Source organism: Clostridium sp. YIM B02551, from assembly GCF_022324735.1.
Taxonomy (GTDB): domain Bacteria; phylum Bacillota; class Clostridia; order Clostridiales; family Clostridiaceae; genus Clostridium_T; species Clostridium_T paridis.
Genome location: NZ_JAKGTF010000005.1, coordinates 57,425 through 80,681 on the forward strand (window position 1 = coordinate 57,425; position 23,257 = coordinate 80,681).

The window sequence follows — 23,257 nt, forward strand, 5'->3', positions numbered from 1 at the left end:
ATTACGAGGATTTTTTATTTATATCCCTAGGTAGAAGTAACATCTTCTCATTATAGAATTTCTACATACCCTTCTGTTCCATGTACTCGAATTCTCTGCCCATCTTTTATCAGCTTAGTAGCATTTTCTACTCCAACAACCGCTGGTAAGCCATATTCACGTGCTATAACAGCCCCATGAGTCATAAGACCACCAACTTCGGTTACTAGACCTTTTATAGCTACAAAAAGTGGTGTCCAACTAGGATCAGTAAAGGCTGTAACTAATATATCTCCCTCTTCTAAATCAGCCTCTTCCATATTTAAAATGACACGTGCTCTTCCCTCTATAACCCCAGAAGAAACAGGTAGACCTGCCATAGTACCCTCTGGTATGTTTACTAGTTTATACTTACCTATACCGATTTCACCATCAGAGGTAATAACTCTTGGAGGAGTTAGTCTTTCATATAATTTGAACTCGTCTTTTCGAATATTTATAATATTGTAATCTAATTTACTCGTGTGTACCACTTCCTGAAACTCATCAAAAGTTAGATAATATATATCTTCTTTTTTATGAATAATTCCCTTATGGAAGAGCTGTTCAGCTTCATTAAGTAAAGCCTTCTTATAGATGAAGAAACGACTTACCATACCATACTTTGGATACTCACGATAACCTATGAAGTTTCTGATTAAGTCAATCATTCGTTTTGTCTCTTTTACCTTTTGTTCACCATCAGGTAATTCTTTCAATCTTTCTAATAACTCTTGTTCTTTTTTTAAGGCTTCCTGCCTTCCTTGCTCAAATTTTCTACTGCCAGCATTTGGCTCAAAGTTTTTTATATTATTAAGAATCATAGGAACTAAGATAATTGGTTTTTCACTCCATCGAGGTTTAGTAATATCGATTTCGCCACTGCATCGCATTCCGTATTTGTTTAGATACGATAAGATTGCTTCTTTAGTTTCCCATCCACCATTAAACTTAGCCAATTCATCTAAAAAGTTATCATTCTTTTCATTCTCTAAATAATTAATTATTTCTGGGTATGGGCGAATCACATCCGCTACATCCATTAGCGCCAGTCCCATTTCTGAAGTAATGTTGTTTGGTACAGATTGAGAAAGTATGTCTGCTACGTTTTTTTCGCCTAACCACTCATTCATTTTTTCATTAATCCAATATGAAGCATTTATTGCAGCCATAAATACAGCTGTACTTTGTGGATTAAATAAAATCTTCTTTAATTCATTAATATCTTCTAGAATAAAATTAAATAAATCCAATCCTGATTTGGTTTGGATGTTTTTCTTTAATTCTTCTATAGACTCTTGAGTACTTCTAATCAACTCTGAAACGATCTCTGGATTACTTTCCATTTGCGTATTTGAATCTGAAGGTGGAACACTTTTACCAGGATTCTGTTTTTCTTTATCATTGGGTATAGATTTTATATAGTCTCGCTCTATTATGGTAGCAAGTGCATCTTTCATAAGTGGATCATGCTGTCCCATATTATTTAATAAAATTTCTCTACTCTCAGGTGCGGCTAGCATTTGAGTAACATCAACAAACATTCTTCCTCCTGCTTTAAACCTATGTCCCATAGATATTAACTCATATATGGACATTCCCAATGGTTTCAAGGGGTCTGTCATCATTTGTTGATGACCAACAGATAAGTAAACATGTTTTTCCTTATCCTTTGCTTCAGGGATAGGATATAAAGTAGTTATTGGACGACTTTGAACTATATAAAATGTATCTTGAGCCAAACACCATTCTATGTCTTGCGGATTCCCAAAGTATTCTTCTAATTTTCTACCCATGCACTCCAGCTGTAAAATCTGTTCATCAGTTAACACTTGCATATTTTGCTTCTCAGGTTCAATCTCCTGCTCTTCTGTACCACCATCCTTTAAGGCATAAATCCCTAACTTCTTAGTGGATACCTTCTTATCAATAATGCGGCCGTTGCTCACTTTATAATTATCAGCATTCACTAGTCCTGAAACCAATGCCTCACCAAGTCCAAAGCTGGCATCGATAGATATAACCTTCCTATTAGAAGTTACTGGATCAGCAGTAAATAAAATTCCTGAAGCCTTTGGGAAAACCATCTTCTGAACAACTACAGACAGTTGAACTTTACTATGATCGAAACTATTTTGGATGCGATAAGTTACTGCTCTTTCAGTAAATAGCGATGCCCAGCACTTACTTATATGCTTTAAAATTTCACCTTTTCCGATAATATTCAAATACGTATCCTGCTGGCCTGCAAAGGATGCCATTGGTAAGTCTTCTGCTGTTGCACTAGAACGCACGGCATAAGCATCACCTTCTCCAAACTTTGTGAGATAACTTTCTATCTCTTCTACTAACTCCCTAGGAATAGATGTTTCTTCTATAACCATGCGAACTTTCCTACTAATTTCTTTAATCTTTTCTCTATCTTTTATTTTAAGCTGAGATAATTCATCTAATAACCCGTTAAGCTCCTGATTATTTTCAGTCACTTTTTTATAAGCTTCTGTAGTAACACAAAACCCTTCTGGGACTAGAATTCCTTTAACTTTGGATAATTCCCCTAGGTTTGCTCCTTTACCTCCCGCCAGGAATAGCTTTGTTTTATCAATTTCCTTAAAGCTAAGCACATATGAATTCATACATATTCTCCTTCCTACTATTATAGGTATGGTCTACGCAGTTCTCTGTGAAGTGATATCTGCTCCTATACTATCCCAAATAAGAAGAAATTATAAGCCTGTTATTTAAAAATTGCATATGATATAATTAAACTGGGAGGAATAGTTAACTGCAAATTTCACACTCCTTAAATCAAAATTCCCCCAAACCTTTTAGTCTGAGGGAATATAAAATATTTACTTTCATTACCCTATTTCTTTAGATGGTGGTTCCACCAATTCCACAAAACTCCAAGTTGCTCCCCTATCCTCTGATTTATATTTTGCCATAACATTCCCACCTTTGAAATCACCTTGTTCCCCCTGTCCTACAAAAAGAAACAATTGTCCATTTTCAATATAAGGAGTCTCTGGTTGAATAAAAGGTTCGAGGGCGACACCATTCCATTCTTCGCTATGAACAGGTAGCTTTATTGGCTCGAAAGTTCTACCTCCATCTTGTGTTCTATAAAAATTTGTCACTGCTCCTTCCACCTTTGGATAACACATAAAGCCTATATTTTCATCTATAAAACCTGCTGACTGCAAAAGCCAGGTGCTAGGACCATCCCCCACCTCTTTCCATGTGTCGCCTCCATTTGTTGTTTTATAGATTATTTGCCCTTCTTGAGACATAGTCCTTCCGTTTGTTGCAATAACATAACCTACTGTATCAGTTGGGAAACTACAAAATCTCACCCTTGCACTATCTATGGTTTTACTTATTTCAGATGTTTTCCAAGTGATTCCACTATCCTCTGAGTGAATCATCATAAGCGGATTTTCCCTAGTTCCTCCATAGACAAAGGCAGTTTTCTCGGGAGTTATTACATAGCTTTTTTCCTGCAACTTATTGGAATAAGGTCTTCCATCTCCAACTGCTACCAAGGTTTCTAGTGGAATTGGGACTTTTCTCCATGAACTTCCCTTGTCATAGCTTATATATAAAATTCTATTTTCTATCTTATAGGTATACTGCTTATCTTCATAGGGAACTTCGGCTTCGTGTTCATTTCTATACTCGTCACTTTCTTTCACACCACTAACTTGGTATCTTTCTAAATCATATCCAGCTGGTCTTTGCAATTTATTTACTGTATATGTTATAGTTCCATCTGAGTTTGTTGCTTCATTAAACCATAAAACCCATTGAACTTTAACTTTATTTTTCTCTAATACCCCATTCCAGCTATAGGCACTCCTATCATCTATCTTCTTTGTGACAACAGAAAAGTCAACTTGAATTACATTAGTTTCTTTAATCTCAATACTATCAATAGAATACTCCATTAACTTTTGATCTTTCGGCACATATTTCCCTCTGTATTGCTCCGTATATGCTTCAAGCCACTTTTCCCCCACTATAGTAAGATCCTTGGTATTAACTTCAACTTGGAAGCCTTCTGGTGATTGAAACTTAATCTTACTTTGCTGGTATTTATAATAACCGAAATAGCAAGCAAATAGAATTAAAGTAATTATAAAAATCATTGCCCCTATCTTAAATATTTTCTTTTTTTGTTCTTTAATATTATCTATAAACACGTATCTATTCTCCTTAAGAACTGTATCAATTATAATTATACTCTAGCCTAATGAAATACAGACATTTATTTTTTCTTTCTCTCTCTTCTAGATTTTATAAAATTCCTTAATACTATAATTAATCCAGTTAGCACGAGTACTGATACCAATATTGGAATTACTATATAAATACAGATAATGAATATCTCAGCTTTTTCATTCCACTCCAATTTTACCACTCTCCTACTTTTACCTAGTATTCTCAGTGCCTTTGGGTACCTATTCTACTAAAATTAGCTATAAATACTTAATTTAATTATACCAGTATTAACTAAAAAGGTAGTGCTCTAAAGTAAAATTCCCGAAAACCAAAGTCTCCGGGAATATAAAATATACTTCAATATTTACTTAAAAATCTTCAAATCCTTGAGTATAAGCCTATTTTTTATTATTAGTGAAGTCAGTGGAAAAGGCCTGCTCTTTCTGTGATTCTAGTTCCTCAATACGACTTAAGAGTGCCTGACGAATTGCGTTATATGAGTCGCTTCCTAGAATAATTCTCTTAGGAGCTGGATGCTGATCGACGCTATCAATTATGATTTTTACCATCTTCATAGGATCTCCTAACGGTACGATTGCATTACTTTCCAAAGCACGCCTTACATATGATGCTGGGGAAATTTCATAAGCATCTAACTTAGGACCTAATTTCAAGCTAACTTTGCTAAAATTTGTTCTAGCTCCACCTGGTTCCACAAGTGTAAGACCAATGTTAAAAGGTGCCAATTCTTGCATTAATGCTTCAATAAAGCCTTCAATCCCCCACTTCGTTGCATTATATAAAGAACCTCCTGCTGATGCAACTTGACCGGCTACGCTGGAAAGTTGTATAATTCGTCCACTATTTTGAGTTCGCAAATGGGGTAAGGCTGCTCGTATTAATTGGATAGGTCCCATGAGATTTGTATTTATCTGATGAATAACTTGATCATTTGTCAATTCCTCCGCTGCACCAAAGAGACCATAACCAGCATTACTGATAATAACATCAATCATTCCAAGTTGCTGAAAAGCTTTGTCCACAACCTCATAAATTTCTGTTATATCAGTAACATCTAAATGAGATACCCATAAAAGATCTCCGTATTTTTCCTTAAGATCATCCACTGAATTCATATTGCGTACAGTACCAGCAACCTTATCACCTTTTTCAAGGAGCTGTTCAGCCATATGTCTTCCAAAACCACTGTTAATACCTGTAATAAACCAGGTTCTTTTCTTCATTACTATATACCTCCTTACATTAAACCTTAGCAGTTTAGATTTAAAATCTAACTGATGATATTATCACATGTAAAGCAAAAATATAATATAACGATAATGCATAAAAGTTGCTCAATCCTGCAAATTTGTTAAAAAGTACAGATGAAAAATATCTTGTTAATTGATACAATAGGTATAATAATTGAAGTAAATATCATCATACAGTTAGTGCGAAATGGGGTGAGAAAATAATGTTAGAACAAAAGGAACTTTTTGAAAAAAATTTATTAGATAATGACTGTAACTCGATCAAGCAAAAGTCATTGTACACTTTGATAGAACTGACAGAGAAAATTACTAAATTAGAAGGAATTACTGAAACGATCATACCATTCTTACGTATTAGCAGACATACCCAAGATATCCCCTTAACTCCAGGTATTATGAAGCCTGGATTCGGAATTATGCTTCAAGGGACAAAGGAGTTTCATTTAGGAAAGGAACCTTTTTATTTTAATACAGGAGACTTTATAGCTTCTATAATCGATATACCTACATTTATACAAGTGGAAGGTGCTTCAAAAGAATTCCCAAATATCAGTCTTTGCATTAATTTTACTGCAAGTGAAGTTGCCGCTGTGGTAATGGATGCAAATATTAACTTTAATACAAAAAATAAAAATCTTTCTTTAGGATTATTTGTAAGAAAATCTGATGAAGAACTTCTAGAATTATTTATAAGGCTTCTTAATCTGCTTGATAGGCCAAAAGACGCTTACTTTTTAGCAAAGCTTATTAAATATGAAATGCTTTATCATCTTTTAACTGGAGATTATGGATATTTATTTTATCAACAAATACTCATTTATCAGCAATCAGATGGAGTCGGTAAAGTAATAGAATGGATAAGAGAAAATTATACTCGAGCTTTTACAGTGGAGGATTTAGCAAAAAAAAATAACATGAGTGTTTCAGGACTTCATCATAAGTTTAAGTCAGTAACATCTATGGGACCGATACAGTATCAGAAGGAACTTCGACTTCGTGAGGCAAGGCGCCTTATGTTAAGTGATTCGATGGATGCCACTACTGCAGCTATGGAAGTTGGTTATGAAAGCTCATCTCAATTTACTAGGGAATATAAGCGGCTTTTTGGACAACCGCCGCTTAAAGATATAAGAACTTTACGAAAAAGTTATATATCGGGAGCAATAGAAGGTATTATATAACGTTGATTCTGGTTCCCCGTATAACTTATATAATTTTAATATGACTTGGAATCTGTTTGTTCAGAAATACATATTCAAAAAAGCTGCCTTATTGGCGGCTTTTTTATATTGTCATCTTCTCTAGAATCACAAACCCTCATTCTTTACATATTATATAGCAAAAAGATATTATTTTGAGGAGTGTTTTTTATGCAAAAATGGATTAACCAACCTAGTAATTCTTTATTAATGTTGGGCGACTTCAATGCAACTTACCATATATTTCCATATGAAGTGAATCCCGATATTGAGATTGTTATCAAAGGGCAATTTCCATATGCAAGATATATGTCTTTTACTTTAGCTGGTCAACTGGACAATGTAATAGCTACTGCTCCTGATAAAGCGTTGATTCCTGATCCCGGAAGTACTAATCCCTTTTTACCCGGTGCTAATTGGAATGCAGAAAATCGTAATTACACTATAAAAATCAGTTCTAATCCCCCACCTCAAGGCTCCGAACATTTTGTTCCAGAGGCAGGAAACAACACCTTTTATGCAGGAACTTTAAAAGATGGCACACCCAATAAAATTGGATTTATTGGAATTCGAATTTATGTTCCTAGCATTGGCTATGATAAGACAGGTGGTGTTGGACTTCCTAAAATCACTTACTGTGCTGCGAAAAAGTATTGCAGAAATACAATGTTTTCCGAAACTTTTGCTCAAACTACTCAAACTAAGAATCTACAAAACCCAGCATATGTTTTTAGCAAGGATTCTTTATTCCAAGGTTGTAATGATATAGCTGAACAAAACTGTGATTTAATCTGGAGTCGTATAGGTGTCATAGCAACAAGGCTTTTACAACCTGATCTAAATACAGTCTATATACTCTCCTATCAAATTAAAAGGGATCCAGGTAAGCTGCTATTTATTCGCTGGAAAGCTCCAACATTTCCTAACACCTATCATAATATGGGCATCTTAGGAAATGAGGATATGCGATACTGGAGTATGTCTTTTATAACACGAGTGGGCTTATTAGGGCTTTCTACCCTTGGTGACTTTCAGACTACTATAGATAGAAAGGGATACGTCAATCTTGTTATAAGTTTTGGCGCTTCACGTCCATCTTGTGTAACGACTGAAAATGGTTTTACTTGGGTTGATGCCAGTAATTTACCTTTAGTTCCACTTACCCTTTTCTACAGAAACAATCAGATATCCTCAAGTTTCCCTTATACAGCAAAAGATGTACCAGAGGGTCAAATCGTTCCACCAGAAGTCATGAGAGAATACTACCCTTGCGGTAAATATGTGGATCCTCTCTATTTTAATTCATGTTCTTGTGATTGCAAGAATAAAAATGACATGAATAAATACTCTTGTTAATTCCTAGAATATTTACAGAATAATAAAAAAGTGAGGAATTTTATTTAAAATTCCTCACTTTATAATGAAAAGCCCCTTTAGAAAATAAGCTCTCCAGGTTTATATCCACTAGGCAATTCTTCTTCACTTAAAAATTTAAATTCTTCATCACGTAGTATTGGTAAGAATACTTCATATGGAATTTTTGAAAACTCACAGCCATAACTACTTGCTCCGAACCACTTGCCCTCTTTGCTACTTAGATTTAAATCTCTCGCAAATTTTGTGTGGTTTGAACAATCATGAACTACTAAATCCCACTTTTCTTCATCAGCTATTTTCATAAACTTTAGAGTTAACTCTCTACTCCAAGTTGGAGATATGTAGCCCTGTCTTGAGATGTACATATTTTCACCATAATAATTATCTATGTTATTCTCATTTAAATGTAACTCTGCACAATTGATAAAATCTAGCTTAGTATCTAAGATTGCTTGCTTTTTCTCAAAGAAGGCTTCAAAAAACTCAGGCGTCATTGGAGTTTCAATACCCACTTTTTTAATATATTTTTTAGCTATTCTGATATTTTCAATAACTTTGTCTGAACACTTAGAAGCCCCAAGATTAAAACGTATCTCATCAAGACCAGCTTCACCTAATGCTTTAAGTGTCTCTTCTGTAGCTAAAATACCATTTGTATATAAATGTTGATGAATCTTAGCATCTCTAAATTTCTTTACTACGGAATAGTATTTTTCAATTTCCATAAATGGTTCTAAATAAACGTAAGCTACACCAGTAGGTTTTTTATGGATGGAAAGAAGTAGATCAATATCCTTCTCATAAAATTTTGTGTCCCCAATTTGCCACATACCTTCACCAATTGGAGGAATAAAATCTAGTTCTCCATAGTTGTAGCAAAACTTACATTCTATATTACATTTGTTAGTTTTTCTAATAGCACTTAAACCAGTTCCAAATAGACAAGAACTACATCCCCTTGGGAAATTACTTTCCTCTCCTACAAAAAATGTTCTATTCTCTAAAGTTTTTAAATTCTTAATTTCTGACATTAACATTTCATTTCTATGATCAATAGCTGCTTCAATTTGCGCAAAGGTAGCATAAATGATTTCTTGTTGTTTTATCATCGGCTCCTCATCTTCTGGTAGAATTGAAAAAAATTCAAACCACATTAAAGCATCTTTCTTTGAAATTTTCATAAATTATCCTCCTCTTGCAGTGCCTACATACAAACACATACTACTCAACTTATTATATAGTTGGCGCCTCTATAAATCAATTTATTTCAAGAGGGCGTATTAATTTCTATAAAATACAACACTTAAAGGCAGCACCAGTCACCTACATCACATTGGCCATATTCGTTATCACCTACTGCAACCAGTGTGCCATCTGATTTAATACCTACAGTATGAGCACAACCTGCAGCAACCGCAACAATATCACACCAGTCACTTACATTGCACTGGCCATACTCATTCCACCCCACGGCCTCCACAGTACCATCAGATTTAAGACCAATTGTATGACTACTCCCCACTGCGATGGCTACTATATCGCTCCAATTACTTATGTCACATTGACCTTCACTATTTCTCCCGACAGCAACCAGTGTACCATCGGATTTAAGCCCAATGTTATGAAGGTAACCAGCATCAACTGCCACTATGTCGTGCCAATCACCTATATTACATTGGCCATATCTATTATTCCCAACTGCTGTAACTTTGCCATCAGCTTTAAGACCTATAGTATGCCAGTCACCTGCTGCAACTGCCACAATATCACTCCAATCATTTACATTACATTGCCCTTCATTATTTCGCCCTACTGCAACTACAGTGCCATCCGATTTAAGACCTATTGTACGACGCCAACCAGTAGTAACTGCCTCAATATCTCGCCAACTACTTACATCGCATTGGTCATACTTATTCCAGCCAACAGCAACCACTGTGCCGTCAGACTTAAGACCGATTGTATGTGCATTTCCTGTGTTCGTAGCCATATGAACATTACTAGCTTCAACTTCCACAATATTATTCCATTCACTTACATCGCATTGTCCACATTTATTATCACCTACACATATCACCGTGCCATCTGATTTAAGGCCAACTGTATGACGACGACCCGCAGATATTCTATTTCCTATATATCTATTTTTCTTATTCTCCATAATTACACCTCTTTAAATTTTCCCTCTCATAGGGGTTATGTATCCCCTACTTTCAGTATAGCATGCAACTAAAACACTGGTGCGATAATGGAGGGTTTGTAAGTGTAAGTCAAAATTCCCCCAAACCTTAGTCTGAGGGAGCGTAAAACATACTTTAATATTGATTTTGTTTAAATATATTCTAGGGAGTAGTAGGACTCCTAATCTCTATTGTAAAAGAATGAATTTTATATACTACCTGAAATTTCTCATCATATTATTAGAATTACTCCCATTCCCAATCATTGAATTGTGCATCTCGACCATTCCTTCTTTACCTATAGATTCCATCATTTGTGCCATATATCCATAACCGTTATCCTTCATGATACTAATCATTTTGTCATAATCCTCTTGTGATAGTTTATTCATATAATCTGACATAGCAGTATAATTACTGGTCTGCATATATCTGGCTGCATCTTCAAATCCATTGTCTTTCATTATTTTTGCCATATTCTTATATGTTTGATTTATATTATTACTATTTTCATTAAGACTAGAATTATTTGCATTAATAGTCTCTACTAAATCCTGCACTTTTGTATCACCATTTTGAGCTGCTAATGGACTTGCTTTTACACTACCACCATTCATAAAAATTGGTTGATTAACTTTAGAATTTCTATCAATGCCACTTGCAAAAGCTACTCCACCAATTGCACTTACTAGAATTACTGCTGAACCTAATATAGCTATTAGTTTGTTCTTCATAATATTTCCTCCTTGTTTTTATCAGAAAAAGATATTTATATATTTATCTAAATTTCTGATTCTTTAATTAAATTATATATTACAAATATGGGGGAAATGTGGAGAACATTTTATAGGCGATAACAATAATTTTTATCCAATTGCAGCTAATGGTGTTCTTTCCATGTTCTCTAAAGCTATATTACTTTCACCCATAAGTTTTCTATTCCAAACTAAAATATATTTATCTTCTATCTCAATAAACATGCCTTAACATAGATATTCCTAGCACTGTGTGAAAGTTAAACAACCTAAAACAATTCCCCCAAACCTAAGTCTGAGGGAATATAAATGAAAACAACTTTAATTAATTTTCTACTCTCATATCTTTTAACAATCCTTCAAACCACTCAACATTTACTATGTGATGAGAAATAGAATTTTCTAGCATCTTTCTAAAATAAGTAGGTAGGGTTTCATTATGCTCAATAGATTGTTCTAATAAAGAGATCTTCTTTTTAGTTTGCTCAATTTGTGTTTCTATTAGCTTTGCTAACTCTTTGCCATTATATTCGTTAGCAAATAACATAGCTGCATAAAATGATAAATTTATATAATCTGTCTTAGAGCCATACTTATACATCAATTTTTCAAATTCTTTATCACCTAGTTCAGTGATGACATAGTTACGTGTCTCTCTAGAATTGTCTGATTGGTCAACTCTTTCAATTAGTTGTTTCTCTTCTAATTGCTGAAGATTATAATAGAATGATCCTTTAGTGAAATTTACTATATATTTATAATGTCTCTCTTCCATTAAGGCTAATAATTCGTATCCGTAAGAACCTGGGTTTTGTTTTAATAGACCTAAAATTAGTAATGGTATCAAATAAACATCTCCTTTATGCTCTCAGTTAAAATTATATTAATAGCTATAAGATTTAATCATTGTTAATTTGCATAACTTGAGACATGAATTCATCATATGATGTTTTTCCTAATGCAAAATTCATACTTTCTATATATATCTTTTCTGTTTTGGTATGTGTTCTAGATCCATTTATATTTATAAGTTCATTTTCATTGATTAATGACTTAAGCACATGTTGTCTTTTAGAAAAGGCTTCAAAATATCTTAACCCAAATTTTCTTTGAGAAATCGCATCTATATGTATACCATCAGGATTAGAAGTTAATCCTTCTGCTGTGACAAAATAACAATTATCTTGTTCAAAGGCAAACTTCTGTAACTCTTCATTTATGAAATTATATTCAGTGCAGCTTTTCCCGAATCCTTCTTTGCCTAAAAAGTCTCCTAACCCACCAATAATAATTGGAATCTCAGGAGCATTCAACTCCTTTCTAAGAGTCTCAATAATTTCAAGTAACTTTTTATAATATACTTTGTAGTTTCCATTAAGACTATCGCTTTCTCCTTGATGCCATAGAATTCCTGTTAACTCACTACTTTCCATAGCAAACTTGGCTTCAGCTATTGCATGTCTAAAAAGCATTCCATCTATTGCCCACTCATCTAAAGTACTTCCACCTTCGGCACAAGGAATTAAGCCAATAATATCTTCTTGATTTTGACGACACCATGCATCAGCAAATGAACCTGCTAGACTTACTCCAGAAACTGGACGGTCATAATTGATTGGCTCAGTCATCATTTGCCATCTACCATTACGTAACATTTGTATTCTTTCATTATAAATTGGGGTTACTTCGTGAATAAACCCTCTTCCAGCCATATTTGATTGTCCTAACATTAAAAATGATTTAACCATTTTTTTCATCCTTTCTTTGTTATTTAATATTTACGAGGAAATGTTACTATATTAATTACTACTTGCAATTTTTATCATTGCTGTTAATGCTCTATAAATCTCAATAATTGATTTTCCACTATATGATACTATATTGGGCTCAATCAATTCTGTTCCAGGCATTATTGATGCATATTCGGCTTGGCCGCTATTTAAAAAAGTAACCTTCATTTCAGGCGACTCTTGTAATTTTATAGGATTTATATTCTTGGCATTTATTAAAGCAACTTTTACTTTTTCTTTTAATTTTTCAAATACTACAGATGGTGCTAAACATTTTGCTGCATATCTTCCATATGACGTTTTAACTACAACTGTTTCTATTGCAGCGTTCACCTCTTTTACTTCCTCCTCTAGAATGTTGTCACCGGAAACCAAAACAACTGGAACATTAAAGTGACCTGCAACACATGCGTTCATATAAAACTCTCCAACATTCTTATTATTTATATTTATGTTTGAAATTACACCCCCATGAAAAGAGTGACTCAAAACCCCACTTACATTCATTCTGGGATGATATCCTATTAATATTACTGCGTCAAAGGATGAATCTAATCCCTCCATCATAGCACCCTTACGTGATGCACCTGTAATTAATTGTGCTTTATTGTTTAAAGATTCTATAAGTATATTAGTTCCAGCACCATGTAGATCATTAACAATAATTTCTGTTGCACCAATCTCAATAGCTCCTTCGATTACTGCATTAACCTCATTAGTCATAAGTTCTCTTGCTCTTTGGTAATCTCTCTCCCCAGGTATTACCTGATTAATTGCAACAATTCCACTTATTCCTTCAATATCAGCTGAAATATAAATTTTCACATTATCACACCCTTCATATTAATATCTAAAAAAGATTAAAACTCACTTAATTTACTTTTAGTCTAATTAGACTAATGACACTTAAATATTATAGTCTAATTAGACTAATTGTCAAATGTATTTTTGTGGATTCATAACTAAATGGTAAATCCCTTAAACTATTTATATAATGTAATATAAAAAAAAGAGGAAGATTCTTCTCTCCCTCTAACTCTTCTCTATCAATAACGTATTTATAAAAGATAGATTATAACTTTTTATAGCTCCTCATTGCAAAGATATAAGCAACAATTATTATTGCTATACACCAAGCAAGGGCAACCCAAATATTATTTCCTACTGGTTGGTTTCCTAATAGGTTACGAATAGCTTCTACGATAGGCGTTACAGGCTGATTTTCTGCAAAGACACGTACTGCTGATGGCATAGTAGCTGTTGGTACAAAGGCCGAACTGATAAATGGTAGAAATATTATTGGGTAAGCGAATGCACCAGCACCATCAGGTGTCTTAGCAGCAAGTCCCGCAATTACTGCAACCCAAGTTAAAGCAAGTGTAAAGATTCCGAGGATTCCAAATACCGCTAACCATTCTAATATTCCTGCTGAAGATCGGAAGCCCATTAATAGTGCAACAATTATAATGACTACTACAGAAATACCATTTGAGATTAATGAGGTTAATACATGTCCCCATAATACTGTAGAACGAGCAATAGGCATAGAGTGAAAACGCTCAAATATACCACGCTCTTTATCTATAAACAAACGGTAAGATACATATGCAATCCCACTACCAATAGCCATTAACATTATGCCTGGTAATAGATAATTAACATATTTTCCTGTACCTGTTTGGATTGCACCACCAAATACATAAACGAATAATAACATCATCGCAATTGGTGTGATACAAACTGTAATAATTGTATCCATACTTCTAAAAATATGACGCATAGAACGTCCAAACATGACACTCATGTCTTTGAAAAAATATTTATTTGTAGATTCCATTTATTTCTCCCCCTCTTTACCTATGATTGTTAAGAATATCTCTTCTAATGTAGGTTGTTTTTCAACATATTCAACTTTTGCAGGTGGGAATAATTTTTTCAATCCTTCAAGTGTATCTAATGCAATAATTTTTCCACCATGAAGAATAGCAATTTTATCTGCAAGTTGTTCTGCTTCCTCTAAGTATTGAGTGGTTAAGAATACTGTAGTTCCTGCATCTGATAATTCTTTTACAATCTTCCAAACTTCTAGACGTGCTTCTGGATCAAGACCTGTACTTGGCTCATCTAGGAAGATTATCTTAGGATTACCTGCAAGACTCATTGCGATATCAATTCTTCTTTTCATTCCTCCAGAATAAGTACCCACTCTGCGGTCTGCTGCCTCTGACATTCCAAAGCGATTAATTAACTCATCTGCTACTTGATTTGGATTTTTAAGATGTCTTAGCTTTGCTATCATTTGAAGATTTTCACGTCCAGTCAAAATTTCATCAATAGCCGCAAACTGTCCTGTAAGACTGATATCAGCTCTAATATCTCCTGGATTTTTTTCAACATCAAAACCATTGATAACAATACTTCCAGCATCTGCTTTAAGTAAGGTAGCCATGATTTTAATCATGGTTGTTTTTCCAGCTCCATTGGAACCTAGTAATGCAAAGATACCTCCCTGCTCTACCTCAAAATCTACCCCTTTGAGAACTTCTACATCTTTGTAAGCTTTCTTTACCCCTTTAATTTGTATTATATTTTTTCTCATTTTTCCTTTTCCTCCTCTACAGAATTTAATATAAAAAAAGAGCCGATAACTGTGATTTCATTCACGGTTATCGGCTCTGTGTCTTTGCATCTGGCTCTTTGATAACGGATATATTTAGTTGTTTTACATTAATTATGGTTTCCTGCTTGCACTTGGGACAAAATAATGGGAAGTTTTCAAGTACCGTATCAACACCTATTTTGACCCGTGTTTTATTGCCACAGACTGGGCATAATATCCACTCATATTTACTCATCATACCATCCCCCTACTTGATGCTTTTGCTCACCACTATTTATTTTGTTTTATCCATAGCCTTTTTCATAGCATCGCTAACTTTTTGATCAACAGACTCTTGATAGATGTCAGCATAAGTTTTTGAATCTTTGATTAAATCATCGCAGAAAGCTGCAACATCATTGCCAGTTACTTCAAGTACACCTTTTCCTACTGCTGCACCCTCTTCAAAAAGATCGATAATCCCCGATAGTAATCCTGTCCCTTCGGTTAATTCAACAGGGCCAACCTTGAAAAGATATTTTTGAATCTCCTTATAAACAATTTGATAATCTTTTGGTAGTGCTTTGACACGCGCTACATGTGCTCGCCATTCTTTTTTGCCTTCAATTATATCTTGTATTCTCATTTTATCCTCCTATTTACCTAATTTTTTAGCGATATTACTATTTAGTTGTTCACGCCATTTGTCACGATAAGACTTTGCCCCTTCTTCGCCTACAAGTGCTGCGCAGAAACCTTTGATATCGTCACCTAGAACTTCTTGAATACTCTGCCCATCCGCTGCTGTTTCTTCTAGCATACCAAGTACCCCATCAAGAATTGGCATAAGGTTACGACCAGTTAAATCTGAATGCGGCCAAATATTAGACTTAATTTTCTCCCAGGCTGCTTGATAATCCGCTGGCAGTTTTTTAGCTCTCGATTCAAAAGTTTTCATTTCTTTAGTCATGTCACTCCCTGTGACCTTTTCCCAAAAATTCATTATATCTTCTCCTTTAACTCGTTAATTTTTGATGATACGAACTCCCATTTTTCCCAGAATTTTTTTAGTTCCTCTCGCCCTGCATCGTTGAGAGTGAAAAACTTTCGTGGTGGTCCCATATCGGATGGCTTTTTCGTAGTTTCTACAAGTTTGTTTTTTTCTAGTCTCACTAAGATTGTATACACTGTCCCATCTACAACATCCGAAAATCCCAGGGCATTCAACCTCTTCGTAATCTCGTAACCGTATATTTCCTCATGACTGATGATCTCAAGAACACAGCCTTCTAGTACTCCTTTTAACATTTCTGTGATGTTTTCCAATTAAATCACCTCTTCACTATCTAGTATTACTGGTATTAAGTATTACTTACTACCACTATATAGTAACACTAGGTAGTAGTGATGTCAATATACTCTTTTTATATTTTTTTATGTTTATTTTTCATAGTTTCTTCTTCTTTTAAAAAAATACTTAAATTCTCTATAATAAGAACGTGAAGCATATACATGTTTATGACTATCCGTAAGGCTTATAGAATTAGAATCAATTGGGTCTCTAGTATAAATCATTTATTATCCACTTATGTATCTTCCCCATATCAACTGCCTTACTTTGATTATATAAAGTTATAATTTGCTTTTGAAGACTTTATCATTCACAGGTTGCTTAGGTGAAGCAAGAGGTAAAAAAGATATAGGTAAGAGGTAATATTGCTGCGAGAAATCTATCTCCGTTATATTTTTCGTATTACAAGTTCTAATAATCTAATTAAATATTGATAACCTCAAATAAAAACAGGCTAACCATTATAAGTACTATGGTTAGCCTGTTCTTATTATTTTTTTTAACAAATTAATTTCTACTAAATAATCTCTTAAAATCTTCTTTCAAAAAATATATTAATGAAGCTCCTCCAAATAATATTGCTCCACCTTCTTCAAGAAACTCTCCAGCTGTAGGTATAAGTTTTGAAAAACCTTCCCCAAACAATTCAGCTCCAACGAAGATTAGTATAATTCCTAATACCTTAAATACAATTTTAATATTAAACTTTACTGATGTCTTAAATAAAGCATAACCTAAAAGTACAGCTAGTATGATACCAATTCCTGTTCCTGCCGCAACACTTGAGGCTTTTTCACTAACCTTAGTCAAAATAAAAGCTATAAGCTCTATTCCTTCTCTAAAAACAGATAAAAAAGCAAGTATAAAAAGTCCAAATCCTGTTGATGTTTTATCTACACTACTTTTGATACTTTGAGATATGTTTTTGTTTTGATTAGACATCCATACTACAAAGTAGCCAATAAGCCCAGATGCCACAAGCATCATGATAGCTTCAAATAACGCATCTCCCTCTTCTTCAAGTTCCTGTGCTTCCTTAAATCCTATGTATCCGCCGATAACTCCGACCAAAATACCAAGTATTGTACCATAGTATACAAACTTAGCTAACTTTTCTTTATTTGTTTGCTTAAGATAAGTTAAAATAATTCCTATTACTAAAACGGCCTCAAAACCTTCTCTGAAAGAAAGCACTAAACTAGATAACATGATTACCACTCCCAATTGAAATTTATTATCATTTATAGCATATCACTTTGTTATAAAATAATCAACACCATCTAATAAATACTCACAGATAAAAGAATTAAGCCCATGCAATATACCTTCCCCTGATATTTTGCAATTTTCAGTAGAAAGACTAAAAGAAAATTCCCCCAAACTACCAATCTGAGGGAACATAGAACACACTTCATTATTTACTTAAAATCCTTTAATTATAGCTATTTCTTCTCTATCAACTACACATACCTTTTGTCAATTAGATGATACAGATACGTAATTTTATCTAGTATATTTCACTAACTCTTTATGTGAGCGTGAGTTTATACTCTTTTATTGATTTAAAGATGCCTCAATTATATCTTTAATCTTTATAACTTCGTCAAATGAAGTTGCAAATATATAATCACTTATGTTGATGTTACAAGAGTATCTTCCGTTTTTCAACCTAACTAATATAGAAAATCTAACTTTGTCACCGATTGCGTCACCATCAACTTTACTTGTGTAAAAAATCCAGTGTGTTTCGCCTGGATTGTTTTCATTAACATTTTTCAAATCCTCATCAATCAACTCTTTTAAGCTGTCAGCCAGTATTGAATAATCATTTGAAATAATCATCCTTCCGCCATATTCATCTGGTTCACTAAAAATACATTGGATGGAATTATCACATTCTTCAAACAGATACCAAATAGATCTGTTGTTTCCATAGGTTTCATCAAATAGTTTTTTCAAAATAATCACTCCTTTGCAATTTGAATCTATCACTTATTGACAAAATTATACCATATATTATGGTGTATTTTTTTCTCAAAATTCACTGATTTCATAAAGGGGGCAAAATAAAAACAGTTTTCAAAAGTGTGCATTTAAAACACGCTTTCAAAAACTGCTATAATCAAATTTTGAAAACAGGCAATTTAGAATAATTAAATACTAAATTTAAATACTTACTTATCAATCAATCCGAGCTCAACCATGCTTTTCGCGGTTGCTATGATTGCTTCTTCTGCTGACCTTGGCTGCCAGCCAAGCAATTTTTTTGCTTTTGCATTGCTACAAGCTGTGTTTTTTCCTAAGAACGTTGCTGGCATACGTAAATCTTTATTGAAAGTTGCTAGAAATTTCACTACAAAATTAGGCATTTCTTTCGTGGAGACTTTTTCTGCTGTACTTCCTAAGCATCTTTTCAGCATTTTGGCTTCTTCTTTATATGTCAAATTTTCACCTGTGGTAGCAAGAAATCTCTCTCCTACGGCTTCTGAACGTGTCATCGCAAGTAAATGTAAGTCTGCCACGTCACGCGCATCAACACAATCAAAGCCAGCTTTTAAAAGGAATGGCATTTTACCATTTAACATGGCACGAATAATTTGATTGGAGTGCGAAAAGTCCTGTCCAAGTATAGGCCCCATGACAGCTGTCGGATTGATAGCTGAAAGCTCCATATTTTCTTTCTTGGCAAACTCCCAAGCTGCAAGTTCTGCCATAGTTTTTGAACGTTGATATGCATCAATATCGGCGGACAAGTTTGTCCAATCTTCCTCAGTAAAAATCTCTGGATGAGATTTATGCCCTGCAAGCACTGCCCCAGAAGCAGAAGTTAAGACTACACGTTTAACTCCAGCTGCCTTCGCAACCTTCATCACACGCAATGTGCCATCAACAGCCATTTTCACCATTTCATCTCCATCATCAGGACGGGTGGCTGGTGTTGGTGATGCTACATGAATGACATAAGTAGCGCCAGTTACAGCTTCCATCCAATTCTTATCACTTGTTAAATCTGTGTGGATGAACTCCAGGTTTTCAAAATCAGTTACCCCCCCTTGAGCGAGCATTGACTTGACTTCATCCTGGCGTGATAAAGTACGAAGCGTTGTCCTAACTCGATATCCTTGACTTAAAAGTTTCAAAATTATGTGTACGGCTATAAAGCCACTTCCTCCTGTTACTAATACCAATTCTTTTCCCATCATAATTTCCTCCTTGAACTGAGGTTTCACTTGTAACCTCTGTGCCATTAGTATATACTATCATCAGAACGAATTCAATTCAGAAATGATCATCTGTGACAGTGAAGGAGGTATTGTAATGGCAGCTACTAATCACGCACAAGCCATCAAAAAAGATACAAAAGATTTCATCACAACAGCGCTGCTACAAATGCTAGCAAAAGAAAAATTGTCGACACTTACAGTTTCTCAGGTTTGTAAAAGAGCAGGAGTAAGCCGCATGGCTTTTTACCGAAATTTTGACGGACTTGAACAGATTTTATATGAATATTACCAACCAAAGATTTCAGCTGTCTTTGATATAATTCATGAAAACCCAAAATTCTCTATCAAATTTGATAGCCAGTTGAACTTTTTCAACACCTTTGGTGATGATTTACTACTGTCTAATGACCGTGGATTTGAACCAATTATTCAGAGGATTTTCATAGAAGAAATACAGAAATTTTATGCTGAAGATAGCGATGGATACTGGACAACTTTCATGTCAGCCGGTGTTTATGCCATTTGGAGAAAATGGTTACTTGATGGGAGTCAAAAACCGCTCAAAGAGATAATGGAATTTTTGAAGCAATTTGATATGTTCCCGCTGAAATAAGATAGCAAGGCTCTCTACGAAGTTTAACGTGGGATGCCTTGCTTTAATAATTTAACTGCTATTAGTAAAATGCCTTTAGGTATTTACTCACCGTTATGTTTTATTAAATAAACTTTACATTTGTCAACTTTTCAGATTCTTCCCAAAGCTTAGAAGCAACCTGACTATCCTTTGCTTGTGGTGCAATTTTAGCTATTTTAGGATATCCTCTCACCTCATTCATCTTGGAAGGACCGTAATACGTACCACCTTTTGCCTCTTCAGCTGTAGCTGCATAAAGTGCTGGCCACGCTCCATGAGCTGCTGGTTGAAATAAGAATGGCCCAAATAAACGACGCACAATTCCCGCCGGGCTATTTTTCCCTGCTCCATTAGGAATCAATTCTGTCCTTGAGATTCCTGGGTGTGCACCCATACTGCTAATTCCCCATCCTTCTTCATCACTTCGGCGTTGTAACTCAAGTGCAAACATCAGACATGCAAGCTTTGATTGAGAATAAGTTACCATTGGTTTGTAATTATGTTCTGATTGTAAATCATCAAAATTTATAACTCCTGAAAGATGTGCAACACTACTCATGGTGATCACTCGAGGCTTATTCCCTCTTTTCAAAAGTGAAAGCATCTGAGCTGATAATGCAAAATGTCCTAGATAGTTTGTACCCATTTGCAATTCAAATCCATCCTTTGTAACTATACGCTTAGGAGGATTCATTACTGCAGCATTATTAACAAGAATATCTAAACTTTTTCGTTGTGCCCTTATCCTTTGTCCAAAGTTCTTTATAGATGAAAGATCTGCTAGGTCGAGTTTTTCAAAATGTATATTTCCAGAAGGAATCATTTTTTTAATCCTTCTTATTGCTTCTTCCCCTTTATCTCTATTTCGGCCCGCCATTATAACTTCTGCTCCTGCTCTAGTCATCTCCAACGCTATTTCATATCCTATTCCACCAGTTCCTGTTATAACTACTGAGCGACCTTTTTGTGAAGAAATATCTGCTGCAGTCCAATTAGGTTTCATTCTTTCAGACATAATAACAACTCCTTATTATTTTATAATTATTTTAAATACCTATATCGCGTGGTATTCCTAATTTAAATCATAGCAACACCAATTCTTTTACTAGTGTTAAAACTTGCACACTTGTGCAAGTTTATGATTTGAATTATAATATACCTTAAATAGCAAATCAATACGACAAGCATAAGTTATACACAATTTGAAATATGTGAAAGTAGGTACTACTATGATAAATACTAGTGAGAATCCAGCATCTATTCGTTCGAAAATGTATTTAGTTGAAGCTTTACTAAAACTTATGGATGAAAAGAGTTATGATACTATATCAATCAAAGAGCTTACAGACAGAGCGAAACTTTCCAGACGTACATTTTATACAAATTTTGAAACAAAAGAAGACATACTTAAATATCATTTTGATACATTAGTAAATGAATATATTGAGATATTGCAGACATATGAATGTTTGACACCCAATGATATAGCTAATGAATATTTCAGTTATTGGTTCTCCCATAAAAATCTGCTTCTCCTCTTAAAAAAGAACAATCTTCCTATTCTTATTAAAGTTTTTGAGGAATTTCTGAGGAATATGAACTCACTTCCTATAATAAAAAATCGACGTTTTACGGACAGTGAATTACAATATTACGATGCCGTTTTCGTTGCAGGTGGATTATGGAATATGCTGAATGTTTGGATAGAGAATGACTTTGGGAAGAGTTCCGAAGAAATGACTGCTATATTTACAAAAATATTTACTGTAATTCCATCAGATAGAAGTTGCGAGAGCTGAATATCTATTGACGTGTTTAATCAGTATAACATAAAAAAAGAGTGCGTTTCCTGTCTGCCTATACGACTTAAGACAGAAAACACACTCACTCATTTTCAGTAATCAATAACTAAAACCTTATCTTCATAGCTTGCCTGATGACTTGAGAGCATTATATATACGATCATCTGCTCTTTTATCATAACCCGGAGTACCAGTATAAAATAAAGAACCACTCTTATTATCTAGTGATAAATATATGTTAGGTCCACCTTTGTAAAAGCCCCCCATATATATTTTTTCCCCATTAGCTACTAGTACAAAAGCTCTATAATTCTTTCCTAGTCCCTTTGCTTCTTTTGTATAGTTCCTAATATGATTTTTTAACTCAAAAGTATGATTACTCCAGTTATATGATTTTATATCATCCTCTGTGAGAAATGGCTTTTTATATAGCGTACTCCCATCTAAACTGTTTCCGCCCATGTCTTTAACCTCATATAGAGCGAACTTATAATTTTTATTAGGCAAGTAAATCATATCATAACCAAAGTATCCAACTAAGAATATAAGTATAAGTAAATAGCTAATCCTCTTTTTTGTTTTGCTCATATTTCTCCAGCTATTAAATATCTTCTTAATCTTGCCATTACGCATATAATCTATTTTTCTTACTACCCTATATAAAATATACAGAATGAGAATAAGTGCAATAAGTTCAATAACATAAATTACTGGATAAACTGCTTGAAACAACAATTCCATTTCCCATAACCCCTTTTTATAATCTATATTTCTAAAATTTATATAATATCTTTTTATTGTACGTCATAAATTACAATAGCTCATTTCTCACAAAATAT

Annotated in this window: 26 protein-coding genes; 4 read left to right on the top strand and 22 right to left on the bottom strand. The window is 34.2% G+C overall.

Annotated features, from left to right (window positions below):
- Positions 1 to 50 precede the first annotated feature (50 nt).
- The 4 genes from ppsA to L1S47_RS07425 all read right to left on the bottom strand — a co-directional run bounded on the left by ppsA (position 51) and on the right by L1S47_RS07425 (position 5,480).
- Positions 51 to 2,654, bottom strand: a complete 2,604-nt coding sequence (gene ppsA, locus L1S47_RS07410) for a phosphoenolpyruvate synthase (RefSeq protein WP_238882915.1) — start codon at positions 2,652 to 2,654, stop codon at positions 51 to 53.
- Between the two features lie 225 nt (positions 2,655 to 2,879).
- Positions 2,880 to 4,217, bottom strand: a complete 1,338-nt coding sequence (locus L1S47_RS07415; protein ID WP_238882917.1) for a sialidase family protein — start codon at positions 4,215 to 4,217, stop codon at positions 2,880 to 2,882.
- Positions 4,218 to 4,282: 65 nt separating this feature from the next.
- On the bottom strand, positions 4,283 to 4,426 hold the full coding sequence (locus L1S47_RS07420) for a hypothetical protein (RefSeq protein ID WP_238882918.1): 144 nt from the start codon (positions 4,424 to 4,426) through the stop codon (positions 4,283 to 4,285).
- Positions 4,427 to 4,634: 208 nt separating this feature from the next.
- Positions 4,635 to 5,480 (bottom strand): SDR family oxidoreductase, encoded by an 846-nt coding sequence (locus L1S47_RS07425; protein WP_238882919.1) that lies wholly within the window; start codon positions 5,478 to 5,480, stop codon positions 4,635 to 4,637.
- Positions 5,481 to 5,710: 230 nt separating this feature from the next.
- Here L1S47_RS07425 and L1S47_RS07430 point away from each other — a divergent pair, with 230 nt between their 5' ends.
- Positions 5,711 to 6,688, top strand: coding sequence for an AraC family transcriptional regulator (locus L1S47_RS07430; protein WP_238882920.1), 978 nt, complete (start codon positions 5,711 to 5,713; stop codon positions 6,686 to 6,688).
- 189 nt (positions 6,689 to 6,877) lie between these two features.
- Positions 6,878 to 8,062 carry a hypothetical protein gene (locus L1S47_RS07435; RefSeq protein WP_238882921.1) on the top strand — a complete coding sequence of 395 codons (1,185 nt, stop codon included), beginning with the start codon at positions 6,878 to 6,880 and terminating at the stop codon, positions 8,060 to 8,062.
- Positions 8,063 to 8,139: 77 nt separating this feature from the next.
- Here L1S47_RS07435 and L1S47_RS07440 read toward each other — a convergent pair whose 3' ends face one another.
- From L1S47_RS07440 to L1S47_RS07510, 16 genes are all read right to left on the bottom strand, one after another.
- The gene (locus L1S47_RS07440) at positions 8,140 to 9,264 is read right to left on the bottom strand and encodes a radical SAM protein (protein WP_238882922.1); all 1,125 of its coding nucleotides are present in this window, start codon (positions 9,262 to 9,264) and stop codon (positions 8,140 to 8,142) included.
- A 122-nt stretch (positions 9,265 to 9,386) separates the two neighbouring features.
- Positions 9,387 to 10,244, bottom strand: coding sequence for a chromosome condensation regulator (locus L1S47_RS07445; protein WP_238882923.1), 858 nt, complete (start codon positions 10,242 to 10,244; stop codon positions 9,387 to 9,389).
- A 234-nt stretch (positions 10,245 to 10,478) separates the two neighbouring features.
- A complete protein-coding gene (locus tag L1S47_RS07450; protein WP_238882924.1) occupies positions 10,479 to 10,997 on the bottom strand; it encodes a hypothetical protein in 519 nt (172 codons plus the stop codon).
- Positions 10,998 to 11,343: 346 nt separating this feature from the next.
- Positions 11,344 to 11,865, bottom strand: coding sequence for a PadR family transcriptional regulator (locus L1S47_RS07455; RefSeq protein ID WP_238882926.1), 522 nt, complete (start codon positions 11,863 to 11,865; stop codon positions 11,344 to 11,346).
- A gap of 52 nt (positions 11,866 to 11,917) precedes the next feature.
- Positions 11,918 to 12,766, bottom strand: a complete 849-nt coding sequence (locus L1S47_RS07460) for a sialate O-acetylesterase (protein WP_238882927.1) — start codon at positions 12,764 to 12,766, stop codon at positions 11,918 to 11,920.
- A 51-nt stretch (positions 12,767 to 12,817) separates the two neighbouring features.
- Positions 12,818 to 13,633 carry a M55 family metallopeptidase gene (locus L1S47_RS07465; protein ID WP_238882928.1) on the bottom strand — a complete coding sequence of 272 codons (816 nt, stop codon included), beginning with the start codon at positions 13,631 to 13,633 and terminating at the stop codon, positions 12,818 to 12,820.
- A 247-nt stretch (positions 13,634 to 13,880) separates the two neighbouring features.
- On the bottom strand, positions 13,881 to 14,645 hold the full coding sequence (locus tag L1S47_RS07470) for an ABC transporter permease (RefSeq protein ID WP_238882929.1): 765 nt from the start codon (positions 14,643 to 14,645) through the stop codon (positions 13,881 to 13,883).
- Complete coding sequence (locus L1S47_RS07475) at positions 14,646 to 15,407, bottom strand: ABC transporter ATP-binding protein (protein ID WP_238882931.1); 762 nt, start codon at positions 15,405 to 15,407, stop codon at positions 14,646 to 14,648.
- A 67-nt stretch (positions 15,408 to 15,474) separates the two neighbouring features.
- Positions 15,475 to 15,663, bottom strand: a complete 189-nt coding sequence (locus L1S47_RS07480) for a cysteine-rich KTR domain-containing protein (protein WP_202766972.1) — start codon at positions 15,661 to 15,663, stop codon at positions 15,475 to 15,477.
- Between the two features lie 39 nt (positions 15,664 to 15,702).
- A complete protein-coding gene (locus tag L1S47_RS07485; RefSeq protein ID WP_238882932.1) occupies positions 15,703 to 16,053 on the bottom strand; it encodes a DUF1048 domain-containing protein in 351 nt (116 codons plus the stop codon).
- Between the two features lie 9 nt (positions 16,054 to 16,062).
- On the bottom strand, positions 16,063 to 16,410 hold the full coding sequence (locus tag L1S47_RS07490) for a DUF1048 domain-containing protein (RefSeq protein ID WP_238882933.1): 348 nt from the start codon (positions 16,408 to 16,410) through the stop codon (positions 16,063 to 16,065).
- Positions 16,410 to 16,733 (bottom strand): PadR family transcriptional regulator, encoded by a 324-nt coding sequence (locus L1S47_RS07495; protein WP_202766969.1) that lies wholly within the window; start codon positions 16,731 to 16,733, stop codon positions 16,410 to 16,412. Before L1S47_RS07495 ends, L1S47_RS07490 begins: the two co-directional genes overlap by 1 nt.
- A 114-nt stretch (positions 16,734 to 16,847) precedes the next feature.
- Complete coding sequence (locus L1S47_RS20570) at positions 16,848 to 16,982, bottom strand: hypothetical protein (RefSeq protein WP_275297797.1); 135 nt, start codon at positions 16,980 to 16,982, stop codon at positions 16,848 to 16,850.
- A gap of 283 nt (positions 16,983 to 17,265) precedes the next feature.
- Positions 17,266 to 17,967 carry an FTR1 family protein gene (locus L1S47_RS07500; protein ID WP_238882935.1) on the bottom strand — a complete coding sequence of 234 codons (702 nt, stop codon included), beginning with the start codon at positions 17,965 to 17,967 and terminating at the stop codon, positions 17,266 to 17,268.
- A gap of 345 nt (positions 17,968 to 18,312) precedes the next feature.
- Positions 18,313 to 18,717 (bottom strand): hypothetical protein, encoded by a 405-nt coding sequence (locus tag L1S47_RS07505; RefSeq protein ID WP_238882936.1) that lies wholly within the window; start codon positions 18,715 to 18,717, stop codon positions 18,313 to 18,315.
- 215 nt (positions 18,718 to 18,932) lie between these two features.
- Positions 18,933 to 19,961 (bottom strand): aldehyde reductase, encoded by a 1,029-nt coding sequence (locus tag L1S47_RS07510; RefSeq protein ID WP_238882938.1) that lies wholly within the window; start codon positions 19,959 to 19,961, stop codon positions 18,933 to 18,935.
- A gap of 115 nt (positions 19,962 to 20,076) precedes the next feature.
- Here L1S47_RS07510 and L1S47_RS07515 point away from each other — a divergent pair, with 115 nt between their 5' ends.
- Complete coding sequence (locus L1S47_RS07515; RefSeq protein WP_238882940.1) at positions 20,077 to 20,595, top strand: TetR/AcrR family transcriptional regulator; 519 nt, start codon at positions 20,077 to 20,079, stop codon at positions 20,593 to 20,595.
- A gap of 103 nt (positions 20,596 to 20,698) precedes the next feature.
- Here the strand turns inward: L1S47_RS07515 and L1S47_RS07520 are convergent, their stop codons facing one another.
- The gene (locus tag L1S47_RS07520; protein WP_238882942.1) at positions 20,699 to 21,631 is read right to left on the bottom strand and encodes an oxidoreductase; all 933 of its coding nucleotides are present in this window, start codon (positions 21,629 to 21,631) and stop codon (positions 20,699 to 20,701) included.
- 214 nt (positions 21,632 to 21,845) lie between these two features.
- Between L1S47_RS07520 and L1S47_RS07525 the strand changes: the two genes are divergently transcribed.
- Positions 21,846 to 22,415, top strand: coding sequence for a TetR/AcrR family transcriptional regulator (locus tag L1S47_RS07525; RefSeq protein WP_238882944.1), 570 nt, complete (start codon positions 21,846 to 21,848; stop codon positions 22,413 to 22,415).
- Between the two features lie 123 nt (positions 22,416 to 22,538).
- Here the strand turns inward: L1S47_RS07525 and L1S47_RS07530 are convergent, their stop codons facing one another.
- The gene (locus L1S47_RS07530; RefSeq protein ID WP_238882945.1) at positions 22,539 to 23,159 is read right to left on the bottom strand and encodes a hypothetical protein; all 621 of its coding nucleotides are present in this window, start codon (positions 23,157 to 23,159) and stop codon (positions 22,539 to 22,541) included.
- Between the last annotated feature and the right edge of the window lie 98 nt (positions 23,160 to 23,257).